The following is an 18,572-nucleotide window of genomic DNA, read 5'->3' as shown; positions in this document are numbered from 1 at the left end:
GTTCTTAGCAGGCGTCTCCGCCCGTTAAGAACATGGTTTGCAACTGGCCGTTTTTGATTCTTGCGAATTCGTTGATAAAACCGTCGTAACCGTTGTGATGAAGAATGATTACGGGAGTTCCGTTTTCGTCCAGATCCAGCGCGTCCATAAAATGATATTGCCCGCCGTATATCGCCTGTTCGTTCATTAGAATATCAAATTTTTCGAATATTTTCTTTCCGATTTCGCCGTTGTCGAATTCGAAAATCGCCGAATAATACGATTTTTCCTCGACTTCCAACTTAACCGCGTAACGGACGAAAATATAATTCTTACCCGGAGATTGGATCGTGTAAAGATCTCCTCGTTTCAGGAATTTTAATTCCGCCGGATTGGGATGTTTCTTTTTGAAAACCGCGTTTGCGGAAGAATCCAGCAGTTTCGAAACCTTGTCGGTCGGTTTGTATTTTTCGGAACGCACCTTGTCTCCGATTTTGGAACCGAAGATCGCGTACACCGAGTTCTCAAGAGTATTGATTTTTTTGAATGCGTTGAAGTTTCCTTTTACGACTCGGACTTCCTGACAACCGGTGATTTCTTTTTTTTCGGGGGAGAATTCTCCAGCGATCGAAACCCCTTCGTATGCGGTCGCCTTTTCCTTTGCTTGAATCGCCTTTTTCTCAAGAAAATAGGCTTCCGCGGAATATTCGCTCGCCGCAAACCACTGATTTTTAATACGAATTGCAAGGGAACGAAACCAACTTCCTTCCGTACTTGAGGAAATGGAACCGAAGAGTTTGGCCTCGTTTAATTCTTCCGGTCGTTTTTTCGCAAGAAACTCTGCCGAAACAAATCCTTTTTTTCCGGAACTCGCTACGATCTCCTGCCAATCTTCATATTGAGAACCGTCTTTGATCGTTACGGATTCTCCCTTTTCCAATTGAAAGATCACTTTTCCGTCTTTCGGTTTTTCTCTTACGTTCAACTTTCCGTCGGACGTAATCACGAATCGTATGTTTTGTTTTTCTTCAGCCGAAATGGAATGGATTATAAATCCGAAAAGAATCAAAAGAATCGATCCGATTCTGAACGCGTTTGAGAATAAGGAAGTTAGTTTCATGTTCGTTACTTTTTAGAAGGAGGATTGTTAAGCGACATCGCCGTTTTCTGCTGATCGTTTTCCCAAATTCCTATGAAAATGATATTCCCGGCCTCGCCGAAAAGGGTTCCTTTTCCGTGTCTTTTGCCGTTTAACCATTCTCCCATGTATTTGCTTCCGTCGTCGTAGATATAAATTCCTTTTCCTTGATAAACTACGCCATTTTTATATTCTCCGATAAATTCGATTCCATTAGAAAGCCTTAATATTCCTTTTCCTTCAGGTTCTCCATTCACGAAAACTACGCTCAATTTCGTATTATCGGGCCAGGTAAAAAGGCCGAGTCCTTGTTTAACGTCCTCTACGAATTCTCCTTCGTAAGAACTTCCATCGGGATAGAGATATCTTCCCTTTCCGTGTTTTTTGCCGAGGATCCATGCGCCTTCGTAAGAATGGCCTTCCGGATTTCGGATCGTTCCGCTACCGTTATAAAATCCGTTATAGAACTCTCCGGCGTAACGCGTTCCGTCTCTGAATTCTTTTGCTCCGAATCCGTATTTGCAGTTGCCGTAGATACATTTAGATTTTCGTAAAGTGAAGAATAATGTTGGCAGAAGTATGGCCGTAAAAAGAACCGAGGAGGATACGATAAAAAGAATTCTTCTAGTTTTTGCAAACGTCTTCACAGCGTTATACGCTTTGATGATCGAATTTATTAAACCGAAGTAAATTTTTCTTAAGCTTTCGAGAATTTTATGTCCCATTCATTTCGCCTTGGCTTTTATTTTTAAAGTTGAATGAGAATAAGTTTTAGAAGAGTTAAATTTATGAAATCATTTTTTCGAAAATTAGTTAGGAACTCAATATTCGTCTAGAATGTTGGCAAATAGGAAGATAAAAAACGAATTATGAATCAGAAAATGTTAATTATTCTTTTTGTGGTTATTTTTGGAATTTCCACGAACTGCTTTGGAGACAGCGTACCGACGATGGAAGAACAATCAAAGGCCTTCGACTTCAATCAACAAGGTGTTACCTTATTAGGCAGAGGCGATTTCATTCAAGCTCGTTCCTTTTTTGAAAAAGCGGTTAAACTCGATCCTCAATCTCCCGAGTATGTGAATAACGTAGGTGTTACTTATCTCAACGAAGGTAAGCTCGATCAAGCCATCATCTATTTTGCCAAAGCGACTGAAAGAAATCCTTCCTATGGAAGAGCATTCTACAATCTCGGTGTCGCTTATCAAAAACAACAGAACAATGAAAAAGCGATTCAAAGCTATTTAAAAACCGTCGGAATCGACGATTCCATTACGGAAGCTTATTTTAATTTAGGAATCGTTTATACTCGCGTTGGAAACAAAAAACAAGCGATCGAAAGTTATCAGAAGTTCGTCGATCTCGCTCCAGCAGAATACGAAAAACCTAAAAAAGACGCAAAGGCTAAAATCGAAGAGTTGAAGAAGGGATAAGATGCAACGAAACACGTTCGGATTTCCAATTCAATTCTTCGTATTGTCGCTTTATTTTTTCTTCTTCGTCTTTTGCGGTAAAAGTTATCCGATCGAAAAGGTCATCGAAACGAAGTTGGATCGTAGAGAAGGTACGCCGGAGTTGTTTCAACTCAACGGAGCCGCCTATTCCGCAAGCGCGTTTAGGGACGAACTCGTTTTCGAAAGATCTCACTTCGAGTTGAAGCAGGAATTTCCTCCCCCCGAAGAACTTGAGAAATATCTAAACCGTTATATCGAAGATACCGTGATCTTGAAAGACGCGGTAACCGAATTGGATTTGAATAGTCCCGAAGCGGCCGCTTATCTTTGGCCGTATCTTCGAAAAGGAATCATCGCGTACTATTTGGATAAAAAATCCGGTGTTTTCGAAATCAATAATAACTTTCCGGATATCGAGATTCGGGATAAGGACATCGATGAATTTTACCAAAAGAATAAGGGCAAACTGCCCGAGGGTCTTTCGGAAAAGGACGCAAAGAGAAAATTGGAGAACACGGCCCGTTATCTAAAATGGAAAAAAATCTACGAGATCCGGAACGACAAGAAGAAGGAAGTAGTGGGCGCCCTGAAAAAAAACAACTCGGTTCAGATAAAATACAATGCGATTAATAAAGTTATTCAAGATTAAACAATTTTACGTTTCTATAATGTTTCTTTCTTTGACGACCTTCTGTTCGTCACAGGAAGAGGCTTTGTCTTTTTATAAGGAAGGAATTCAGGCTTATTCCGAGCGAAATCTTAAGACCGCGATCGAAAAGTTCGAGTCCGCTTCCAAAAAGGACAAAAAGCTGATCTCTTCGAGAATTATGCTCGGGAAGTCGTATTATTATTCGGGAAGATTCGAGGACGCTAAAAAGACCTTCGAAGAGATCGTCGAGGATTTCCCGGGAAATTCGAACGCCCATTCTTGGTTGGGAAGAATTTTGTTAAACGAAGGCAACAAAAAGGAAGAGGCGAAACAACATTTGGTTTATGCGACCCAGTCGGACGACAGCCAAGTGGACGCGTTGTATTATCTCGGAAAGGCCTACGAACAGGAAGGCAAGATCAAGGAAGCATTATTAGAATATCATAAAGCCCTGGAGATTAAGAGAAAGTTCGATAAAATTCATCGGGATTTGGCGGATCTGTATAGAAAAGCCGGTCTTGAAGAAAGAGCGAACGAGCACACTCAGAGCAGGGAATAAGATTCTTACGTTAAAACGGATTCGTTCAAAACGAATCCGTTTTTCTCTCCGAAAAACTTTTCTTTTAGCCTCACTTAAGTTGTATTGAATATGAAAATAGTATCTCCGATTTCTCGAATTCTCCCCTTACGATTCTCCATTTGGATCAAACTTGCGGTAGGTTTGTTTTTTTCGATCGTTTTGATCTCCTGTGGTCACGACGGAGAAGATAAACTTTTAGCCCAGCTGGGTCTGGAATGGAAAAGTTATTATGCTTACCCGCAAGTGGTCGCGATCTCTCCTTCCGACAATACGTATAACGTGTCGAAGGATTCCGCGATCATAATCGACTTTAACAAACCGATGGATAAGATTTTTACGGAAGCGGCCATTTCGGTATCGGCTAACGGAGGGAATACGGCATTCTCGCCGAGTTGGGTGTTCGACACGAGGCTCATTCTTGAATTTAAAAGCGGTATTACAGAAGGTAAAAGATACGAGATCAATCTCAACAAAGGCCAAGTAAGAGACCAAGATAATAATTTTATGGCTAAGAATTTTCTAAGCCATTTTTACACGGAAGGACTCGGTCAGGTTCCGAGTGTGGTTTCTTCTTTGCCAGCTTCAACTGGAAGTATCGTTACCGGCTGGGGGGCTTCCAACAGTCCCGTCATTAATTTTTCGGAACCGATGGACGAGGCTTCCGCGAACTCCGCGATTTCCATTTCGGGCGGACCCGCAGTGTATCTTCTCGTTTGGAACGCGACACACACGACTGCTACGTTACAATTGAAATCCGATTTGGAAATCGGAACGACTTATACGTTACGCGTTTCTTCTTCTGCAAAAAGCGCTTCTGGAATTCCTCTTGCTAAAGATTATCTCGTTTCTTTCAGCGCGGGGACCGCTTCGGTCAGACCGACCGTACGTCCAAGTATGCCGGGGAATTTTCCTGCATGGAACATATCGTTCCTGCCCGATCCTACGATCAACCCAGTTGTCACTGGAAATTCTAAGAACGATACATTTGATTTTAATTTTTCAGATCCTATGGACAAACCGTCCGTCTTGAGTGCGATCACATTTTCGCCGGGAATATCAGGTCAATTTTCTTGGAATGCAGGAGGAACCCTGCTTAGTTTTACACCGTCTTCTCCTTTACAATCGGAAACCACTTATCGATTGAAGATTTCGAATTCCGCAAAAAGTCTTCAAGGTCAGAATCTTTTGGAAGGTTATGTCATCGATTTTTTAACCGATAGTCCGAACGATAGCCGCGCCATCGCGTTTGCGGGTGCGAACGGAAATACGATCGATGTAACTTGTAGTGCACTTTCTTTGGACATTACGGTTCCGGCTACACCGAACTTGAATACGGTTTATCCGATTCAACCACAACCAGCATGTACGACTCCCCAGTATGAGTTCGAGCTTCTTCTCAACACATCGGGCGGGAGAGCTTTGATGACCTTCGGTGATGGGGATATTTTCGCAGTTGGAAACATTTCGATCGATTATTTTTCGGGAGGCCCTACCACCAGTTCCCTTCGAATCGATCAGATCAATTATTTACCCACGGCGAATCCGCAAAGAGTAAAGGTTCGAATCCGCGGCGTTTCCGGAAACCAAGTGAGATATAAATTCACTCTGAGAGGCGGGGCCTCCGGTATCCAAGACATCAACGGCAATATTTTGAAGAATGATTTGGAGTTCTTATTTTATGATCCTTGAATTTCGCTTTTTAATAAGACATTACAATATCATTCAATTCTTATGTAAGGGATTGGTCTTCTCGTTTTTAGGTTTGTTTTCGATCGGTTGTTCCCAACTTTTGGACAACGCGCAAGGGCCTTTCGACTTTCTTCCGGCGGTTCATCTATTGGGAGATTCCACACCGCCTAAGGTGGAGATGAGTTCTCCCGGACAAGGGATGAGCGGAGTGGATCCGAATTCGGAAATCGTCGTTCTTTTTTCCAAGAATATGAATAAACCCTATACGGAAGGCGCATTCTCCCTAAGCAATAACGGGGTCACTCAAGACGGAATCTTTCGTTGGGTGGATCGCGCGATGATCTTCAAACCTTCCAAGGTTTTGACCGCGGCCGGGCTTTACACATATGTCGTTTCCAAATCGCGAGCGGAAAGCGATCTGGGAGTGAATCTCATCGACGACTTGCGCGTGAATTTCAGTTTTAATACGGACCTAGGAACCCCGAAGGTAATCACAACGATCCCTCAGGATGGAGCGACCGGTGTTGACCCCAATACGAAGATTACGTTAGAATTCAACAAGCCGATCGATATCGCTTCTCTTTACAGCGGAATTTCGATTCGTCCCGATGTTCCTTTGGATTTTTTGAGCGTCGCGGTTTCGAACGGGAACACTCGTTTCGTTTTTACCCCTAAGCAGTCTCTCGTATTTGGTACGATTTATACGATCACCATCGCCAATTCAGTTCGAGACGAATCCGGAAACACTTTGGCTCAACCTGTGAACATCAGTTTTACGGTGGGGAACGATTTTCAGGTTCCGGATTTGACCCAGGTGAGTTTTCCGACTACATCCATTTCCGTTCCCGCTTCGGCTGATGTAATCGTATCGGCTGAATATACGACGACCTCGGGTTTAAACAAAGATAAACCGATCTTTTTGGATTTCAGCGAAGAGGTGAAACTATCCTCGGTCTATGACGGGGTTCAGATTTCGCCATCGGTACCTTTTACGGTTACTTCCGCAAACGCGACGAACACGAGGTTTCGTATCGACTTTCTGGAAACATTAGAAGTTTATAAAGTATATACTTTGACGATTACCAATAATGTCGTGGATCTTCAAAATAACAAACTGAGAAGAGGTTACGTTTACTACATCAAGGTCGACGGAAGTTACAGTCAAAAAATTCGAGTGCAGGGAATTTATTCGGAAGGCACTTTTACGAACCGTTTTTTCACGAATCAAATCAACTTAAACCCGGGTTCTCCTCTGACTGCGGGAGCATGCGTCGCCGACGTTCCTGTGGATCGATGTTCTCAACCGATTTACGTTCTTTTTTGTTACGGTGAATTTAGCTCGGCTCCCGTCTGTTTGACCCCTGCGAGTGTTCTGACTTTGACTGGCGATACTCAATCGAAGATTCTTTTAAGTTCCGTTCAACTTTCCTTAACGAGAGAATTCGGAAGCGGGACCTCCGTTACGGAATTCATCAATAACCTTGTGGACGCGACTCCCATCGCCTTAGCGCCCGGAATTGTGGCTTATGGGACAACCGCTTTCGGATTGGGTCGAGGTGCAACCTACTTACTTCGAGTGAAGGGCGGCGCGTCCGGAGTAAAAGACACATACGGAAATACGATGGACAGCGATTATACGATTCGTTTCCGGTTTTGATAGAATCTGAATGACTGCGTTTTTTCTTAGAAATCGAGTAACCACGTTAGTTACCTTTCTGTTAATTCTTCTGTTGGGAGGAATCAGCGTAAAGGATCTAAAGATCGATCTTTTGCCGGATATATCCTATCCGACTCTGACGGTAATCACGGTTTATGAAAACGTATCGCCTTCGGAGATCGAAACCTTAATCACAAGACCCGTCGAGGAGATCGTGTCTTCCGTGAACGGAGTGGATCGAATCACTTCGGAATCTTTGGAAGGCGTTTCCATCGTTAAGATCCGTTTTCGATGGGGAACCAACATGGACACCGCGTCGATTCAAACGAGGGAGAAGGTGGACCTCGTAAAGGGAAGTCTTCCGATCGACGCCAAAAAATCGGTCGTATTAAAATTCGATCCGAACGACGCGCCTCTTTTGCAAATCGCGGTCGTACCAACCGGAATTAATCCGAAAGAACTTCGTTATTTTCTAAAGAAGAATATCGCGCCTTATTTCGAAAGGGTCGACGGGATCGCGGCGGTTTCGATTACGGGCGGTTATGAAAAACAGATTCTTGTGAACATAGATCGGGGCAAGTTAAACTCATACAGTTTGAGTCCTTCCGAGATCATACAACGGATCGGCGCCAATAATTTCAACTTTCCCGCGGGTAATATCAAGAGAGAAGATCGTGAAATCTTAGTAAGAACGATGGGCGCTTACGAAAAGGTGGATAACATCGCCGACTTGGTGATCAATCTTTCGGAAGGAGGGGCGCCCGTTTATCTGAGAAGTTTGGCCGAGGTTATCGATTCTTATAAGGAAAGAACGAGCGCCAGTTTTTACGATTCGGAAGAATGTGTCGCAGTCGTATTAAAAAAAGAAGCGGGGAAGAATAGCGTCTTTGTTTCCGACGAAGCGAAGGAAGTCGTGAACTTCGTAAACGAAGAATTCGGTTCCAAGTTGAAGCTTATCATCGTGGCCGATCAATCCGTTTTTATCCGTGATTCCATCGGAGGAGTCGCTTCCTCCGGAGTACAAGCGATCATCATCTGCTTTTTCGTGTTATCGTTTTTTTTGGGAACGTTTCGAGAGTCGATCATCGTAACCCTTTCGATTCCGGTTTCGGTTTTAGTTACGCTCGTGTTTATGTATTTTCAGAAAATGACTTTGAACACGATGTCTCTCGGTGGACTTGCGGTCGGAGTCGGTATGATGGTGGATTCTTCCATCGTAGTTTTGGAATCGATTTTCGCGTTTAAGAAAAAATATCCGAACGATTCCTTTAAAAGTTCGATGGAAGGAACTAAGGACGTAGTAGGTTCCTTGTTTTCTTCCACGTTGACGAGCATTGTAGTGTTTCTTCCGATTCTTTTTATCGAAGGGATTGCGGCTTCCGTTTTTAAGGAATTCGCGCTATCGATCACGTATTCTTTGATCTCTTCCTTTTTCGTTTCCGTAAGTTTTATTCCGGTTTTATGCACGTTGCCTTTTTTTTCCAAGGAACAAACGGGCGGAGGACGCCTGGCTTTCTTTTGGGCCTTCCGGGAGAAGTCGCTTAACATATTAGAAGAATTGTATGTGTTCTCGGTTAAGTTCGTGATCGCAAATCGAAGAAAGGTGACACTTTCGGTTTTGGGTTTGATTCCGTTGACCGTTCTTTTGTTTAAACTGTTGCCGGTGGAGTTGATGCCTCAGGTGGAAAAGGCGGAGATGTCCGCAAAGATCGTTCTTCCCGCGGGTTCTTCCTTGGAAAGAACAACCGAAATTTCCAAACGGGTTGTGGATATTCTCAATCAATCCGGGTTGGTCGCAAGAACCTTCTTAAAGGTAGGTTATGAGGAAAAAGATCTCATCATCAATCCGAAAGGCGACTTCGGATTAAACAGAGCGGAACTTTTTATAGGACTTACCTCGTACGACGTCGGAGAGGATCTGATCGAAAAATCCGAAACCCCTTTGGCCAATCTGGAAAACGAAACGGGCACTCAGGTTCTATTCTTACCCGCAAAGGATTTGCTATCCGACATTCTTCCCGAATCGGGGGAAGGACTTACCCTCGAAGTTTCGGGTCAAGATCTTGCAATGTTGAAGGAAGTCTGCGAAGAAATCCGAAGAGAGCTGAGCGATTTGCCGAACTTTACGGAAGCGACTTCATCCTTTTCCGAAGAAACTCCCGAGCTCCGCGTTTTGATCGATCGTGATAAGATGGCGGGCTTCGGATTATCGGTCGAGAACGTCGCAAAGACATTAAGGGCCGTCATCAAAGGAGAACAAGCGACTCGATTTAGAAGGAACGACGACGAGATTCCCGTTTTGGTAAGACATCGTCTAGCAGATAGAACCGGAACCGAATCTCTTTCCGATACGTTGTTTAAAATTCAATCGGGTGCTTTTATACGTTTGCGGGATTTTTCGAACATTGTATCCGGATCGTCGAATAGAAAAATTCTTCGTTACGACGGAAGACGAGTTGGTATCATCAAGGCTCAATTCTCGGATATCAAATACAGCGAAGCCGCTTCCGTTGCGGAGCCCGTGATCAAAAAATATTCGGATCGGAAAGATATTTCCATTCTTCCCGGTGAAACACAAAAGATGATGGAGAAGTCCATCGACTCCTTAACGTTCGCGATCGCACTTTCGATTCTTTTGGTTTATATGGTCTTGGCTTCCAATATGGAGAACGTGGGTCTTCCCTTTGTGATTCTTTTTTCGATCTTCGTTTCCGGCGTCGGAGTTGCGATGGGTTTGATCGTCACGGGCAAAACGTTGAACATCATTTCCGTTATGGGAATGATTCTTCTTGCGGGTGTCGTGGTGAATAACGCGATCATTCTCATCGAGTTCTATCAATTGCACGCGGGGGATTTTCGTACAACGGAAGAATTGGTGATCGCTGGGGGACGCAGAAGATTGAATCCGATTTTGAGTACGACAGCGACTACGATTCTCGGGCTTTTGCCATTGCTCATCACGTTCGGTCCGCCTTCTCCGCAAGGACCTATGGCGGCTTCGGTTATGGGCGGTTTGATTGTGTCCACTGTATTGACTCTCGTTTTTATTCCGATGGCGTACGTGACTTATGTGGAACAGATTGCTAAGTTGACTCGTAAAAAATGAACTCCCTTCTTTCCTTTTTTCTCCGAAGAAAAATCACAACGTTTATGTTGTTCTTCGGATTATTTCTCTGGGGAATGATTTCTGTTCGTCTTCTTCCGGTTTCGTTGATGCCTACTACGGAATCACCCGCGTTAACGATCGTAACGAAATATCCCGGAGTTGCTCCTTCAAGAATCGAAGAAATTCTAACAAAGCCGATCGAAGAACAGATCGTAGGTGTGGGCGGAATCGAATCCATCTATTCCACTTCGGAAGAAGGAGAATCCAGAGTGAACGTCGTCTTTTCCGAAGTGAGAGATCTCACTCTAAAGGCGGTGGAATTAAAATCAAAGATCGATCTGATTCGAGATACGTTTCCGAGAGAAGTCGAAGAACCCGCAGTGATTCGTTACGATCCGAGTGATCGTCCTATCTTTATCGTCAAACTCGAATCTTCCAGTTATTCGTTGAAGGATCTCAGAGAGATCGCGGAAAACAAAATCAAAAAACGTCTCGAGAGAGTGGACGGAGTCAGCGAGATCCGGGTCGGTGGCGGAAGATACAGAGAAATCACCGTAGAAGTAAATCGTGATATTCTAAATCATTTGGGAATTCCCCTATCCGAAGTGATGGAACGAATCAGAACCGCGAACGTGGATCTCCCTGCGGGGAGAATTCAATCCGGTGAACATTGGATCAACGTTCGTGTGCTCGGAAAATTCTCGGCCATGAAAATTATGGAAGAGATCACGGTCCGTTCTCCAGCTCAAGATAAACTCATCAAGCTGAAAGACATAGCGAACGTATACGACGGTCATCGGGATCGTGAGGATATTTCAAGGGAGAATGGAAACGAAAACGTAACCATATACGTTCAAAAGGCCGGAGAAGCGAATACTCTTTCCGTTTGTGAAGGTTTGAGAGAGGAGCTTTCGCAGATTTCTTTTCCCTATGTTAAGACGGAAGTCACATACGATCAATCCGAGTTCATCAAAATTTCCATCGATCGTGTTTCGAGTTCTGCGGCGACGGGCGGACTCATTGCAATTTTAGTAATGTTCTTATTTTTGAGAAACTTCAGAGCGACGCTGATCGTGGGCGCCTCGATTCCTCTTTCGATCGTAATCACGTTTGCGGTGATGTTTTTAACCAAAACCGGAATCAACGTAATGACCTTGGCCGGACTCGCTTTGGGTGCGGGTTTGTTGATCGATAACTCCGTTGTCGTTTTGGATCGGATCTTTTTTCTAAGACAACAAGCCGACGCAAAAGCGGAAGCGCTTGCAAAACTCAAAGGCGGCGTTTCAAACGAACCGAAAGGAAAAAAGAAAAAGAAATCCAAAAAAGAAGAATCGAATGCGATCGAACCCGAAGAACAAACTCGGGAATCGACGTCGGACCTCGTGGATCAATCCGTTTTGGGATTGTATAAGGAACTCGCGGCATCCACGTTAACCAACATCGCTGTATTCTTTCCTTTTTTTATAGGCTCCAAGGAATTAAAACAACTCTACGGAGGAATGTCCTATACGGTCAGTTTCTCCATTCTGATTTCCTTATGTGTTTCCCTTTTCTTTTTACCTCAGCTTGTGAAAATATTTTTATCCAAATCCGAGAATTTTCAACCGTATCGTTTCGATTCTTCGGCGATTCTCGGTGTTCCTTGGATCGGAAAACGTTTGAACTTTTTGGCGATCATTCTAAGTCGGATCGGTGGTTTTTATACTCGCTATTTTTCTAATATATTCAATCTGCATAGGCTAAGAAAAATCTATCTTGCCTTTTTGAGCGGATTGTTGCGAAAACCACAGCTCGCTTATCTTTCTTTGATCGTCTTGGTCGTGACGGGAAGTGCGATCACCCCGTTCTTAAAACAAGAATACGTGGATCCGGTGGACGCGGGTGAAATCAGAGCTAGCGTAGAATTGGAAACCGGAACCCATTTGGAAGCGACGAGCGATCGTGTAAAACGAATCGAAGATCTGATCAAGACGGTTCCCGATGTGGAGAAGATCAATTCTAAGATCGAGAAATGGCACGCGGACTTATACATCAAATTGAAACCTCCCGATAAAAGATCCAAAAGTTCGGACGAGTTGATTACGAGTTTCAAAGGATTGACGGAACCGCTTAAGGACGTCTTCGTTTATTACGTCGAAAACGGATCGATGGACAGCGGAAGAGAATTGGATATAGAATTTATCGGAGACGACCCCGCGAAATTAAAGGACATCGCGAAGGAAGCCGCACAAAAGATAAAGTCGATCACCGGAATTCAAGAAACGGTTTTACGTTTTCGAGACGGTAAACAGGAATTTCGTTTGAACGTGTTTCAAGATAAGATGGCTCTGATCGGTCTGAGTTCTCAAGAAGTGGGGAACTATGTTCGAACCGCGATCCAAGGATCCATTCCCACTAAGCTCATCGAAGAATCCAAAGAGATCGATATACGAGTTCGTTTTCGAGAAGTGGATCGAATCGACATCAATCAAGTCGCCGCGTATAAAATTCCCGGAGCCAAAACTTCCATATCGATCGCGGAACTTTCCATTCCGGAAGAAAAGGAAGGAGAGACGAAGATCTATCGAAAGAATAAACGAAGAATGGTGACGATCACCGCTAAGCTGGGAAGTTTGGATCTCGGTTCGGCGGTCGTAAAGATCGGAGAGGTGTTGAAGGAAATTCAGATGCCCGATAACTATTATTTCGAGTTCGGAAGTTCTTATAAGAAACTGGAAAAGAATAAGAAAGAAATGGGTTTTATGATCTTTCTTGCGATCTTTTTGATTTATTGTATTCTTGCTTCTCTTTTCGAATCGCTGAAAATCCCGTGGATTCTTTTGGTATCGGTTCCTCTCGGCGTTTTTGCCGATTTGATTCTATTGTTCGTTTTTAGAATGTCGCTTAACATTTCGGTTTATATAGGATTCATTCTTCTTGCCGGAATCGCAATCAACAACTCGATCATGCTCGTCGATCAGACGATTCACATTCTTCACGAGAGTAAGGCCGTGAACAGAAACTTCGCGCTGATTCGCGCAACGTTAAAGTCCGCTTCGGAAAGATTGAGACCGATTCTGATGACCACTCTTACTACGGTCACCGCTTTGGTTCCGACGATGTTGGATTTCGGAGAAGGAAGTCAGTTGTGGAGACCTCTTGCCATCACCGTTTTTTCGGGGCTAAGCATCTCCACCGTCTTAACGTTGTTATTCGTTCCGGTGTTGTTTTTTACGTCCGAAAGAAACGGAAGCGGAAACAAAAGAAATTGGATCAGAATGATAAAGGATAAATTTACGAAGACGCAGGAATTCAAATCCCTGCCTTTGAACGACTGATTTTATTTCGGAGTCGTTTCCTTTTTTACGATCGGTTCGGGAGCTTTTTCACCTTCTTTCAATCCTGCTACGTTTCCGATCGCGACGAGTTCGCCTTCGCTTAGATCTCCGGTGATTCTAGAGTTTTCTCCGCTTACGCTTTCTATCTTAACCGGTTTTTTAAACAGAAGATTGTTCTTCGATACGAAAATAAAACCCTCGTTCTTTTCCTTTCCGGGAAGAATGCTCTTGGCGGAAATAAAGAATGCGGGTTCGGGATTCAAGTCTTTGATTTCCGCTCTTGCGAACATTCCGGGTCTAAGAAGATCTTCGTTGTTTTTATAAATGACCTTAACTTCCGCCGTTCTGCTTTGAGGATCGATGATGGGACTGATGATCAGAATCTTTCCGATTAATTTTTTCTTCGGTAAAGCGTCCACTGCGAATTCCACTTCTTGATCCGATTTGATTCTGTTTAAGTCCGATTCGTTCACCGCAAATTTTAATAAGAATTCCGAATCGTCGACAACCACATAGATCGCCTGACCTTCCTTAACCGCCTCGCCCGGGAATATGGATCTTACCGCAACCACACCTTTTAAAGGAGAAAGAATGGTGGATTCTTTGATCAGAAGATTTGTGGAATCGATGCTTGCTTGAATGCTTTTCAAATTGGCGATCGCGATATCGAGTTCGGATTTTTCAACGATCGTATTTAGATCCACGAGCGCTTCGTGTAGTTTTACTTTATCGGTTGGGACCTTGAAGCCGGCGCGTTTCAAATCCTCGGGACGATAACCGACTTGTAAAGTGTCCAAATTCTTCTGCGCTTTGAAATAATTCGTTTGTGCGGATACGATTCCGGTTTCGATTCCTTTCAATTCGGTTTCGGAAACGGCTCCGATTTTAAAAAGTTCCTTTTTGTTTTCATACGTTCTGTTGAGGTTATCGTATGTCGCTTTAGAATCTTTTAAATCCGCTCTCGCTTTTTCAATATTCGCCAACTCGCGTTCCACTCTTTGTTTGGATTGAATGTATTTCGCTTTCGTAAGTTCGATTTGTTTGTTTTGAACTTCCAAAGAGGCGGTGTCTTTTTTGAGTTGGATTTCCAAGTTTAAGGTTTCGACTTTCGCAAGAGGTTGTCCTTTGGTGACTCTGTTTCCTTCTTCCTTATATATCTTTTCGATTCTTCCCAAAACCTTGGAAGTGATTTCAGCCTTATTGTAGTGCGAAACGCTTCCGAGAACGCTGATGACGGATTGTTGTTTTGTAAGCGTCAAAGGAATCATTTCATACGGAAGTTTGTTGTCGTTTTTGCCTTCGTCCTTTTTCTTTTTGCCGCAGGAAACGAAAGCCAAGGTCGTAAGTATGAGAAGTCCGATTAAGAATTTATTTTTACTCATTTAATTTTTTCCGGTTTTAATTAGTTCCAAGGAATCGAGACTGGCGCCGATCGCCATTTCCAATTGGGAAACCGCGGTTAGATACTGAACTCTGGTCGAAATCATCGTATTGATGGCTTCCAAATAAAAAATTTCCGTTTCTGCGAGATCGGTTCTTCTCGCGTCTCCTAAGCTTACCTGTTTTTCTTTGATGAGAAGCCTTTTTTCGAAAACTTTCGCGTTTTCGTCGGCCAGTTTCAAAGACTCCCAGGTTAGTTTATAATTTTGTAATGCTTTGGAGACTTCGATGCGTATGATATCGTCTAGTTGTCTTCTCGTAATCTGAGCTTGTTCCGCGGCGATTCCGGTTTGTGCGATCTTTCTCTTATATTGCATGTTGTCCATGATTCCCACGGTTGTTGTGGAGGTAAGAGAACGGTTTGCGTCTTCGTTTCTGGAAATAAAATTCGAAGTGTCCTGAATCGAGTTCGGACCTAAGGCCATACTGAATTTGAAATTGAATCCGTATTCTCTTTGTTTCGGATCGTAACGATCTCCCGAAGAAGCGTAGAATCCTCCCACAGATACGGTGGGAATATAGAATGACTTTGCGATTTCATACTCGGAAGTGGTTTGGATCTCCGCGGCTCTGGTCCTTGCAAATTCGATTCTGGATTGAAATGCAAGGCCGACCAAGTTTTCCAGAGACAGTTCCTTGTATGCGAATTTGATTCCGTGAAGAATGTCCGCACTCAACGCGAGTTTAGTCGTACTCGGTAAACGCAAAAGAATTTTGAACTCTTCGATGCCCGATTGATAAGCCGTTTCGGTTCTTTTGTTTTGAAGAACGATTTCGTTCAATCTGTTTTCGATTTGTAAGAGTTGAACTTCGGTCGTTTCTCCCAGTTTTAATTCTCTTTGTGAAAAACGAAGTTGATCCTTTTGTCTTTGAATGGATCTTGCTTGAATCTCGAGTTGAGCTTTATTGCTGAGAAGCGCGTAATACGCGTTTCTTACCTTGAGTTTGAGGTTGTTGATCGAGATTAAAAAATCGAATTTGGAAAGATTCAGGTCGTTCAGCGCGGCTTGAAGGGCGAGGGATCTTCTTCCGCCGTCGAAGATTACTTGGTCCACGTTAAGCGCCACTCTTTGAGATCTGCTGTCCGATTCGTTTTCGACGACGTTCGTGTTTCTAAACCAGGAAACGGAAGCGGTCGGAAAGTAAGTTCTCCAGCTCTCCTTTACGATTAAACTTTTGATCATCTGTTGGCTTCCCAAAAGACGAACATCCGGGCTGTTTTCGACGGCGATGTCTTCCGATTTTCTCAAATCGAGAATTAGATTTTCTCCGGACGTTCCGTCTATGGATCTTCCGAACGAATAAAGAAACAGGATCGATCCGGCCGTGAGAAGCGATATTTTTGGGAAAAATGACTTTTCGAATTTCATTTTGAAACTCTAATATAATAAAATTCTTAAGTTATTCCCAAAACTTCCAGTTGAAGGATGAGGAGCGGGTTTCTCGATTCAGGATGGATCTGATTCTTTCCGAAGTCATTTCCGCGAGGAGAGCGTTGTTGTCGAAGATTTCCATCGTTACGCTGGAGCTGAGTTTGATCTGGGCTATCATTGTTCCCGAGTTGTTGTAGATTCTCACGAAAATTCCGGTGGTGACGTTCTCATCGAGAATATTGCCCGTTTTCTTTTCGTATATGTAGCCGTCGATATAGACGTTGCAGTTGGAAGCATTACACGCTTTTTGAATATTCTCTTTGGAAGGTTCCATCGGTTTTTCGCCGGATTCGGTGACGAGTCCCGAACTGCCGCTGGAAAGATTACCGTAACCGAGTAAACTTGTGCTACTTTGAGGAGGACTTCCGGTAACCGGAGAATTTTCGGGAGGATTTGCTTTTGGCGGATCCGGTTGGATTTCCTGAATGGAAACGTCCAGTCCTTCTTTGGTTAAAAAGAATCTTAGGCTGTTCGTAAAATTCTCCGCTGAAAATCCGCCGAAGTTGGACGGCTTCGCAGAGAAACGATTGATGCTGACCTTTTTGATCGTTCCGGTTTTTTCCGTGGAACTACGGACATCCTCTACGTTTGATATCCAATGAATCTTGGTTCTTTGAATGATTGCGCAGTTGAAGATTAGGAAAGGAAGAATAATCGACGCTAGAAAAAGTTTATTTGATGTCATTCGTCAACGGCCGTCTCGTTTTATACTACTATCATTCATTTCGGATTAATTTTGAAATTTGATGTTATAAAAATTTCTATTTTACCGAAATATATGGTATTATTATATTAGAATTCGATAGAGTGTTTTCAAATTTTAGAATGAAATTTCTTTCCGCAGTTTTAATTTCGTTGATTTTCGTTTTGATTCCTTCTTGTCAGTTTAAGAATAACAAGGATGAGGATCAGGATTTACTTCGGAGACTTGTTGTAGGGAGCAGTACTCCTTCCACGGTCAATAAACCTCCCGGCGATTCTCAGTATTTTAGAATCGGTGGAAGTATTACCGGTTTAACAACAGGAGCTAACTTGACTTTGGCGGTGAACGGAACCGATCAAACGATCTTCAATACCGGCGGTCCGTTTCTATTTCCGTTTCCTTATCCGGATCACACGAGTTATGTGATTACCGTTCTGTCTTCTCCTCCAGGTTTGACTTGTACCGTGATTGCGAACGCAAATGGCGCGATTTCAGGTGCGAATGCGACGACCGCAATCGTTAGTTGTTCTTGATTCTAAGTTTTGTGGTAGTTCCTACATTTTAAAACCTCAGCCATTCTCTCCAATTTTTTATTATGTCACATACCTAAATGAACCAAACAAAGAACGCAAAATGCCAAAGACTGAGGAACTTTTGCCCTCAAATCGAAAAAAAACTTGTCAAAGATCCTACAGACGCTCATTTTAAGCCCAAATTGCGGACTCTTTTCAAGGGAAGGCATTGAAACAAAGGGTTTGCAACTGAAAGGAAACGAAAACCAAGCGAAGCGTTTATTGTCGGGAGAATTTTCCAAATCGGGAAGGTTCTGGACTGTACTCGTATTTTTGGTTACGTTAGCCGGAATTTCACAGCCGTTTTTCCAACTTCAAACCTCAGAATCTCCCGTAAATATCCAAACACAAACCCTTCGAATCGAAAGCCCTTCTTGGGAAACGATAGACGAAACGTCTCTCAACCGAACCGACAAGGCGAGAATTTTCAAAACTGAATTCGGAATCGACACGATTCTTCAATCTCGAATCGAACTCGGATATCAAAGCGGATTGCCTTCGGATCAAATATTCGAAAACGGCCGCGAAGACAAGATCGTACAGCTCGTAAGGCTGGGAATCTTGGAAGATGCAATATTCAAAATATCGAATATTCAACAATTAAGCAATACTAAAGCACGCTCCTTAGAGGACACAAACGTAATTCGCCTTCTTTTTGTCGCTACCAACAGCGAAGAATCGAAGGAAAGGACGTCCGTAAAATCCAAAAGAATGACCGGATCGGTGGGAACATCGACCGCAAAACGTTCGGAAGGTTTTTCGGCGGTGGAAATCCAAAGAGCGGCTAAAAGAAAAATCACGCGTTATTATGCCCGGTTGACTCATAGCGATCCGGAAAATAGAGGAAATATTTAA

The 18,572-nt window shown here is 43.3% G+C and carries 14 protein-coding genes; 9 read left to right on the top strand and 5 right to left on the bottom strand.

Annotation, left to right across the window (positions count from 1 at the left end; genetic code table 11):
• Positions 1 to 4: 4 nt before the first annotated feature.
• Both CH367_RS09845 and CH367_RS09840 read right to left on the bottom strand, forming a co-directional pair.
• Positions 5 to 1,099, bottom strand: coding sequence for an SH3 domain-containing protein (locus CH367_RS09845; protein ID WP_100762315.1), 1,095 nt, complete (start codon positions 1,097 to 1,099; stop codon positions 5 to 7).
• 5 nt (positions 1,100 to 1,104) lie between these two features.
• Positions 1,105 to 1,842 carry an MORN repeat-containing protein gene (locus tag CH367_RS09840; RefSeq protein ID WP_100762314.1) on the bottom strand — a complete coding sequence of 246 codons (738 nt, stop codon included), beginning with the start codon at positions 1,840 to 1,842 and terminating at the stop codon, positions 1,105 to 1,107.
• A gap of 144 nt (positions 1,843 to 1,986) precedes the next feature.
• On the opposite strand from CH367_RS09840, the gene CH367_RS09835 reads away from it, so the two are divergent.
• The 7 genes from CH367_RS09835 to CH367_RS09805 all read left to right on the top strand — a co-directional run bounded on the left by CH367_RS09835 (position 1,987) and on the right by CH367_RS09805 (position 13,569).
• Positions 1,987 to 2,550, top strand: coding sequence for a tetratricopeptide repeat protein (locus tag CH367_RS09835; RefSeq protein ID WP_100762313.1), 564 nt, complete (start codon positions 1,987 to 1,989; stop codon positions 2,548 to 2,550).
• A 1-nt stretch (position 2,551) separates the two neighbouring features.
• Complete coding sequence (locus CH367_RS09830) at positions 2,552 to 3,220, top strand: hypothetical protein (protein ID WP_100762312.1); 669 nt, start codon at positions 2,552 to 2,554, stop codon at positions 3,218 to 3,220.
• A gap of 64 nt (positions 3,221 to 3,284) precedes the next feature.
• On the top strand, positions 3,285 to 3,779 hold the full coding sequence (locus CH367_RS09825) for a tetratricopeptide repeat protein (protein WP_244284537.1): 495 nt from the start codon (positions 3,285 to 3,287) through the stop codon (positions 3,777 to 3,779).
• A gap of 90 nt (positions 3,780 to 3,869) precedes the next feature.
• The gene (locus CH367_RS09820) at positions 3,870 to 5,489 is read left to right on the top strand and encodes an Ig-like domain-containing domain (protein ID WP_100762394.1); all 1,620 of its coding nucleotides are present in this window, start codon (positions 3,870 to 3,872) and stop codon (positions 5,487 to 5,489) included.
• Positions 5,479 to 7,146 (top strand): Ig-like domain-containing domain, encoded by a 1,668-nt coding sequence (locus CH367_RS09815; RefSeq protein ID WP_100762310.1) that lies wholly within the window; start codon positions 5,479 to 5,481, stop codon positions 7,144 to 7,146. Before CH367_RS09820 ends, CH367_RS09815 begins: the two co-directional genes overlap by 11 nt.
• 10 nt (positions 7,147 to 7,156) lie before the next feature.
• The gene (locus tag CH367_RS09810; RefSeq protein WP_100762309.1) at positions 7,157 to 10,252 is read left to right on the top strand and encodes an efflux RND transporter permease subunit; all 3,096 of its coding nucleotides are present in this window, start codon (positions 7,157 to 7,159) and stop codon (positions 10,250 to 10,252) included.
• Positions 10,249 to 13,569, top strand: a complete 3,321-nt coding sequence (locus CH367_RS09805; RefSeq protein ID WP_100762308.1) for an efflux RND transporter permease subunit — start codon at positions 10,249 to 10,251, stop codon at positions 13,567 to 13,569. The genes CH367_RS09810 and CH367_RS09805 overlap by 4 nt, the downstream gene beginning before the upstream one ends.
• A gap of 2 nt (positions 13,570 to 13,571) precedes the next feature.
• Here CH367_RS09805 and CH367_RS09800 read toward each other — a convergent pair whose 3' ends face one another.
• Genes CH367_RS09800 through CH367_RS09790 form a run of 3 tightly spaced genes read right to left on the bottom strand, consistent with a single transcriptional unit; the run spans position 13,572 to position 17,127 of the window.
• Entirely contained in the window at positions 13,572 to 14,951 is a 1,380-nt protein-coding gene (locus CH367_RS09800) for an efflux RND transporter periplasmic adaptor subunit (RefSeq protein ID WP_100762307.1), read from the bottom strand.
• On the bottom strand, positions 14,952 to 16,379 hold the full coding sequence (locus tag CH367_RS09795; RefSeq protein ID WP_100762306.1) for a TolC family protein: 1,428 nt from the start codon (positions 16,377 to 16,379) through the stop codon (positions 14,952 to 14,954).
• Positions 16,380 to 16,410: 31 nt separating this feature from the next.
• Positions 16,411 to 17,127 carry a lipoprotein gene (locus CH367_RS09790; protein ID WP_100762305.1) on the bottom strand — a complete coding sequence of 239 codons (717 nt, stop codon included), beginning with the start codon at positions 17,125 to 17,127 and terminating at the stop codon, positions 16,411 to 16,413.
• 140 nt (positions 17,128 to 17,267) lie between these two features.
• On the opposite strand from CH367_RS09790, the gene CH367_RS09785 reads away from it, so the two are divergent.
• Complete coding sequence (locus CH367_RS09785) at positions 17,268 to 17,678, top strand: hypothetical protein (RefSeq protein ID WP_100762304.1); 411 nt, start codon at positions 17,268 to 17,270, stop codon at positions 17,676 to 17,678.
• 222 nt (positions 17,679 to 17,900) lie between these two features.
• Positions 17,901 to 18,572 carry a hypothetical protein gene (locus CH367_RS09780; protein ID WP_100762303.1) on the top strand — a complete coding sequence of 224 codons (672 nt, stop codon included), beginning with the start codon at positions 17,901 to 17,903 and terminating at the stop codon, positions 18,570 to 18,572.

The sequence above is a fragment of the Leptospira barantonii genome (assembly GCF_002811925.1).
Lineage (GTDB): Bacteria > Spirochaetota > Leptospiria > Leptospirales > Leptospiraceae > Leptospira > Leptospira barantonii.
This window is presented reverse-complemented; position numbering and strand designations above follow the sequence as displayed.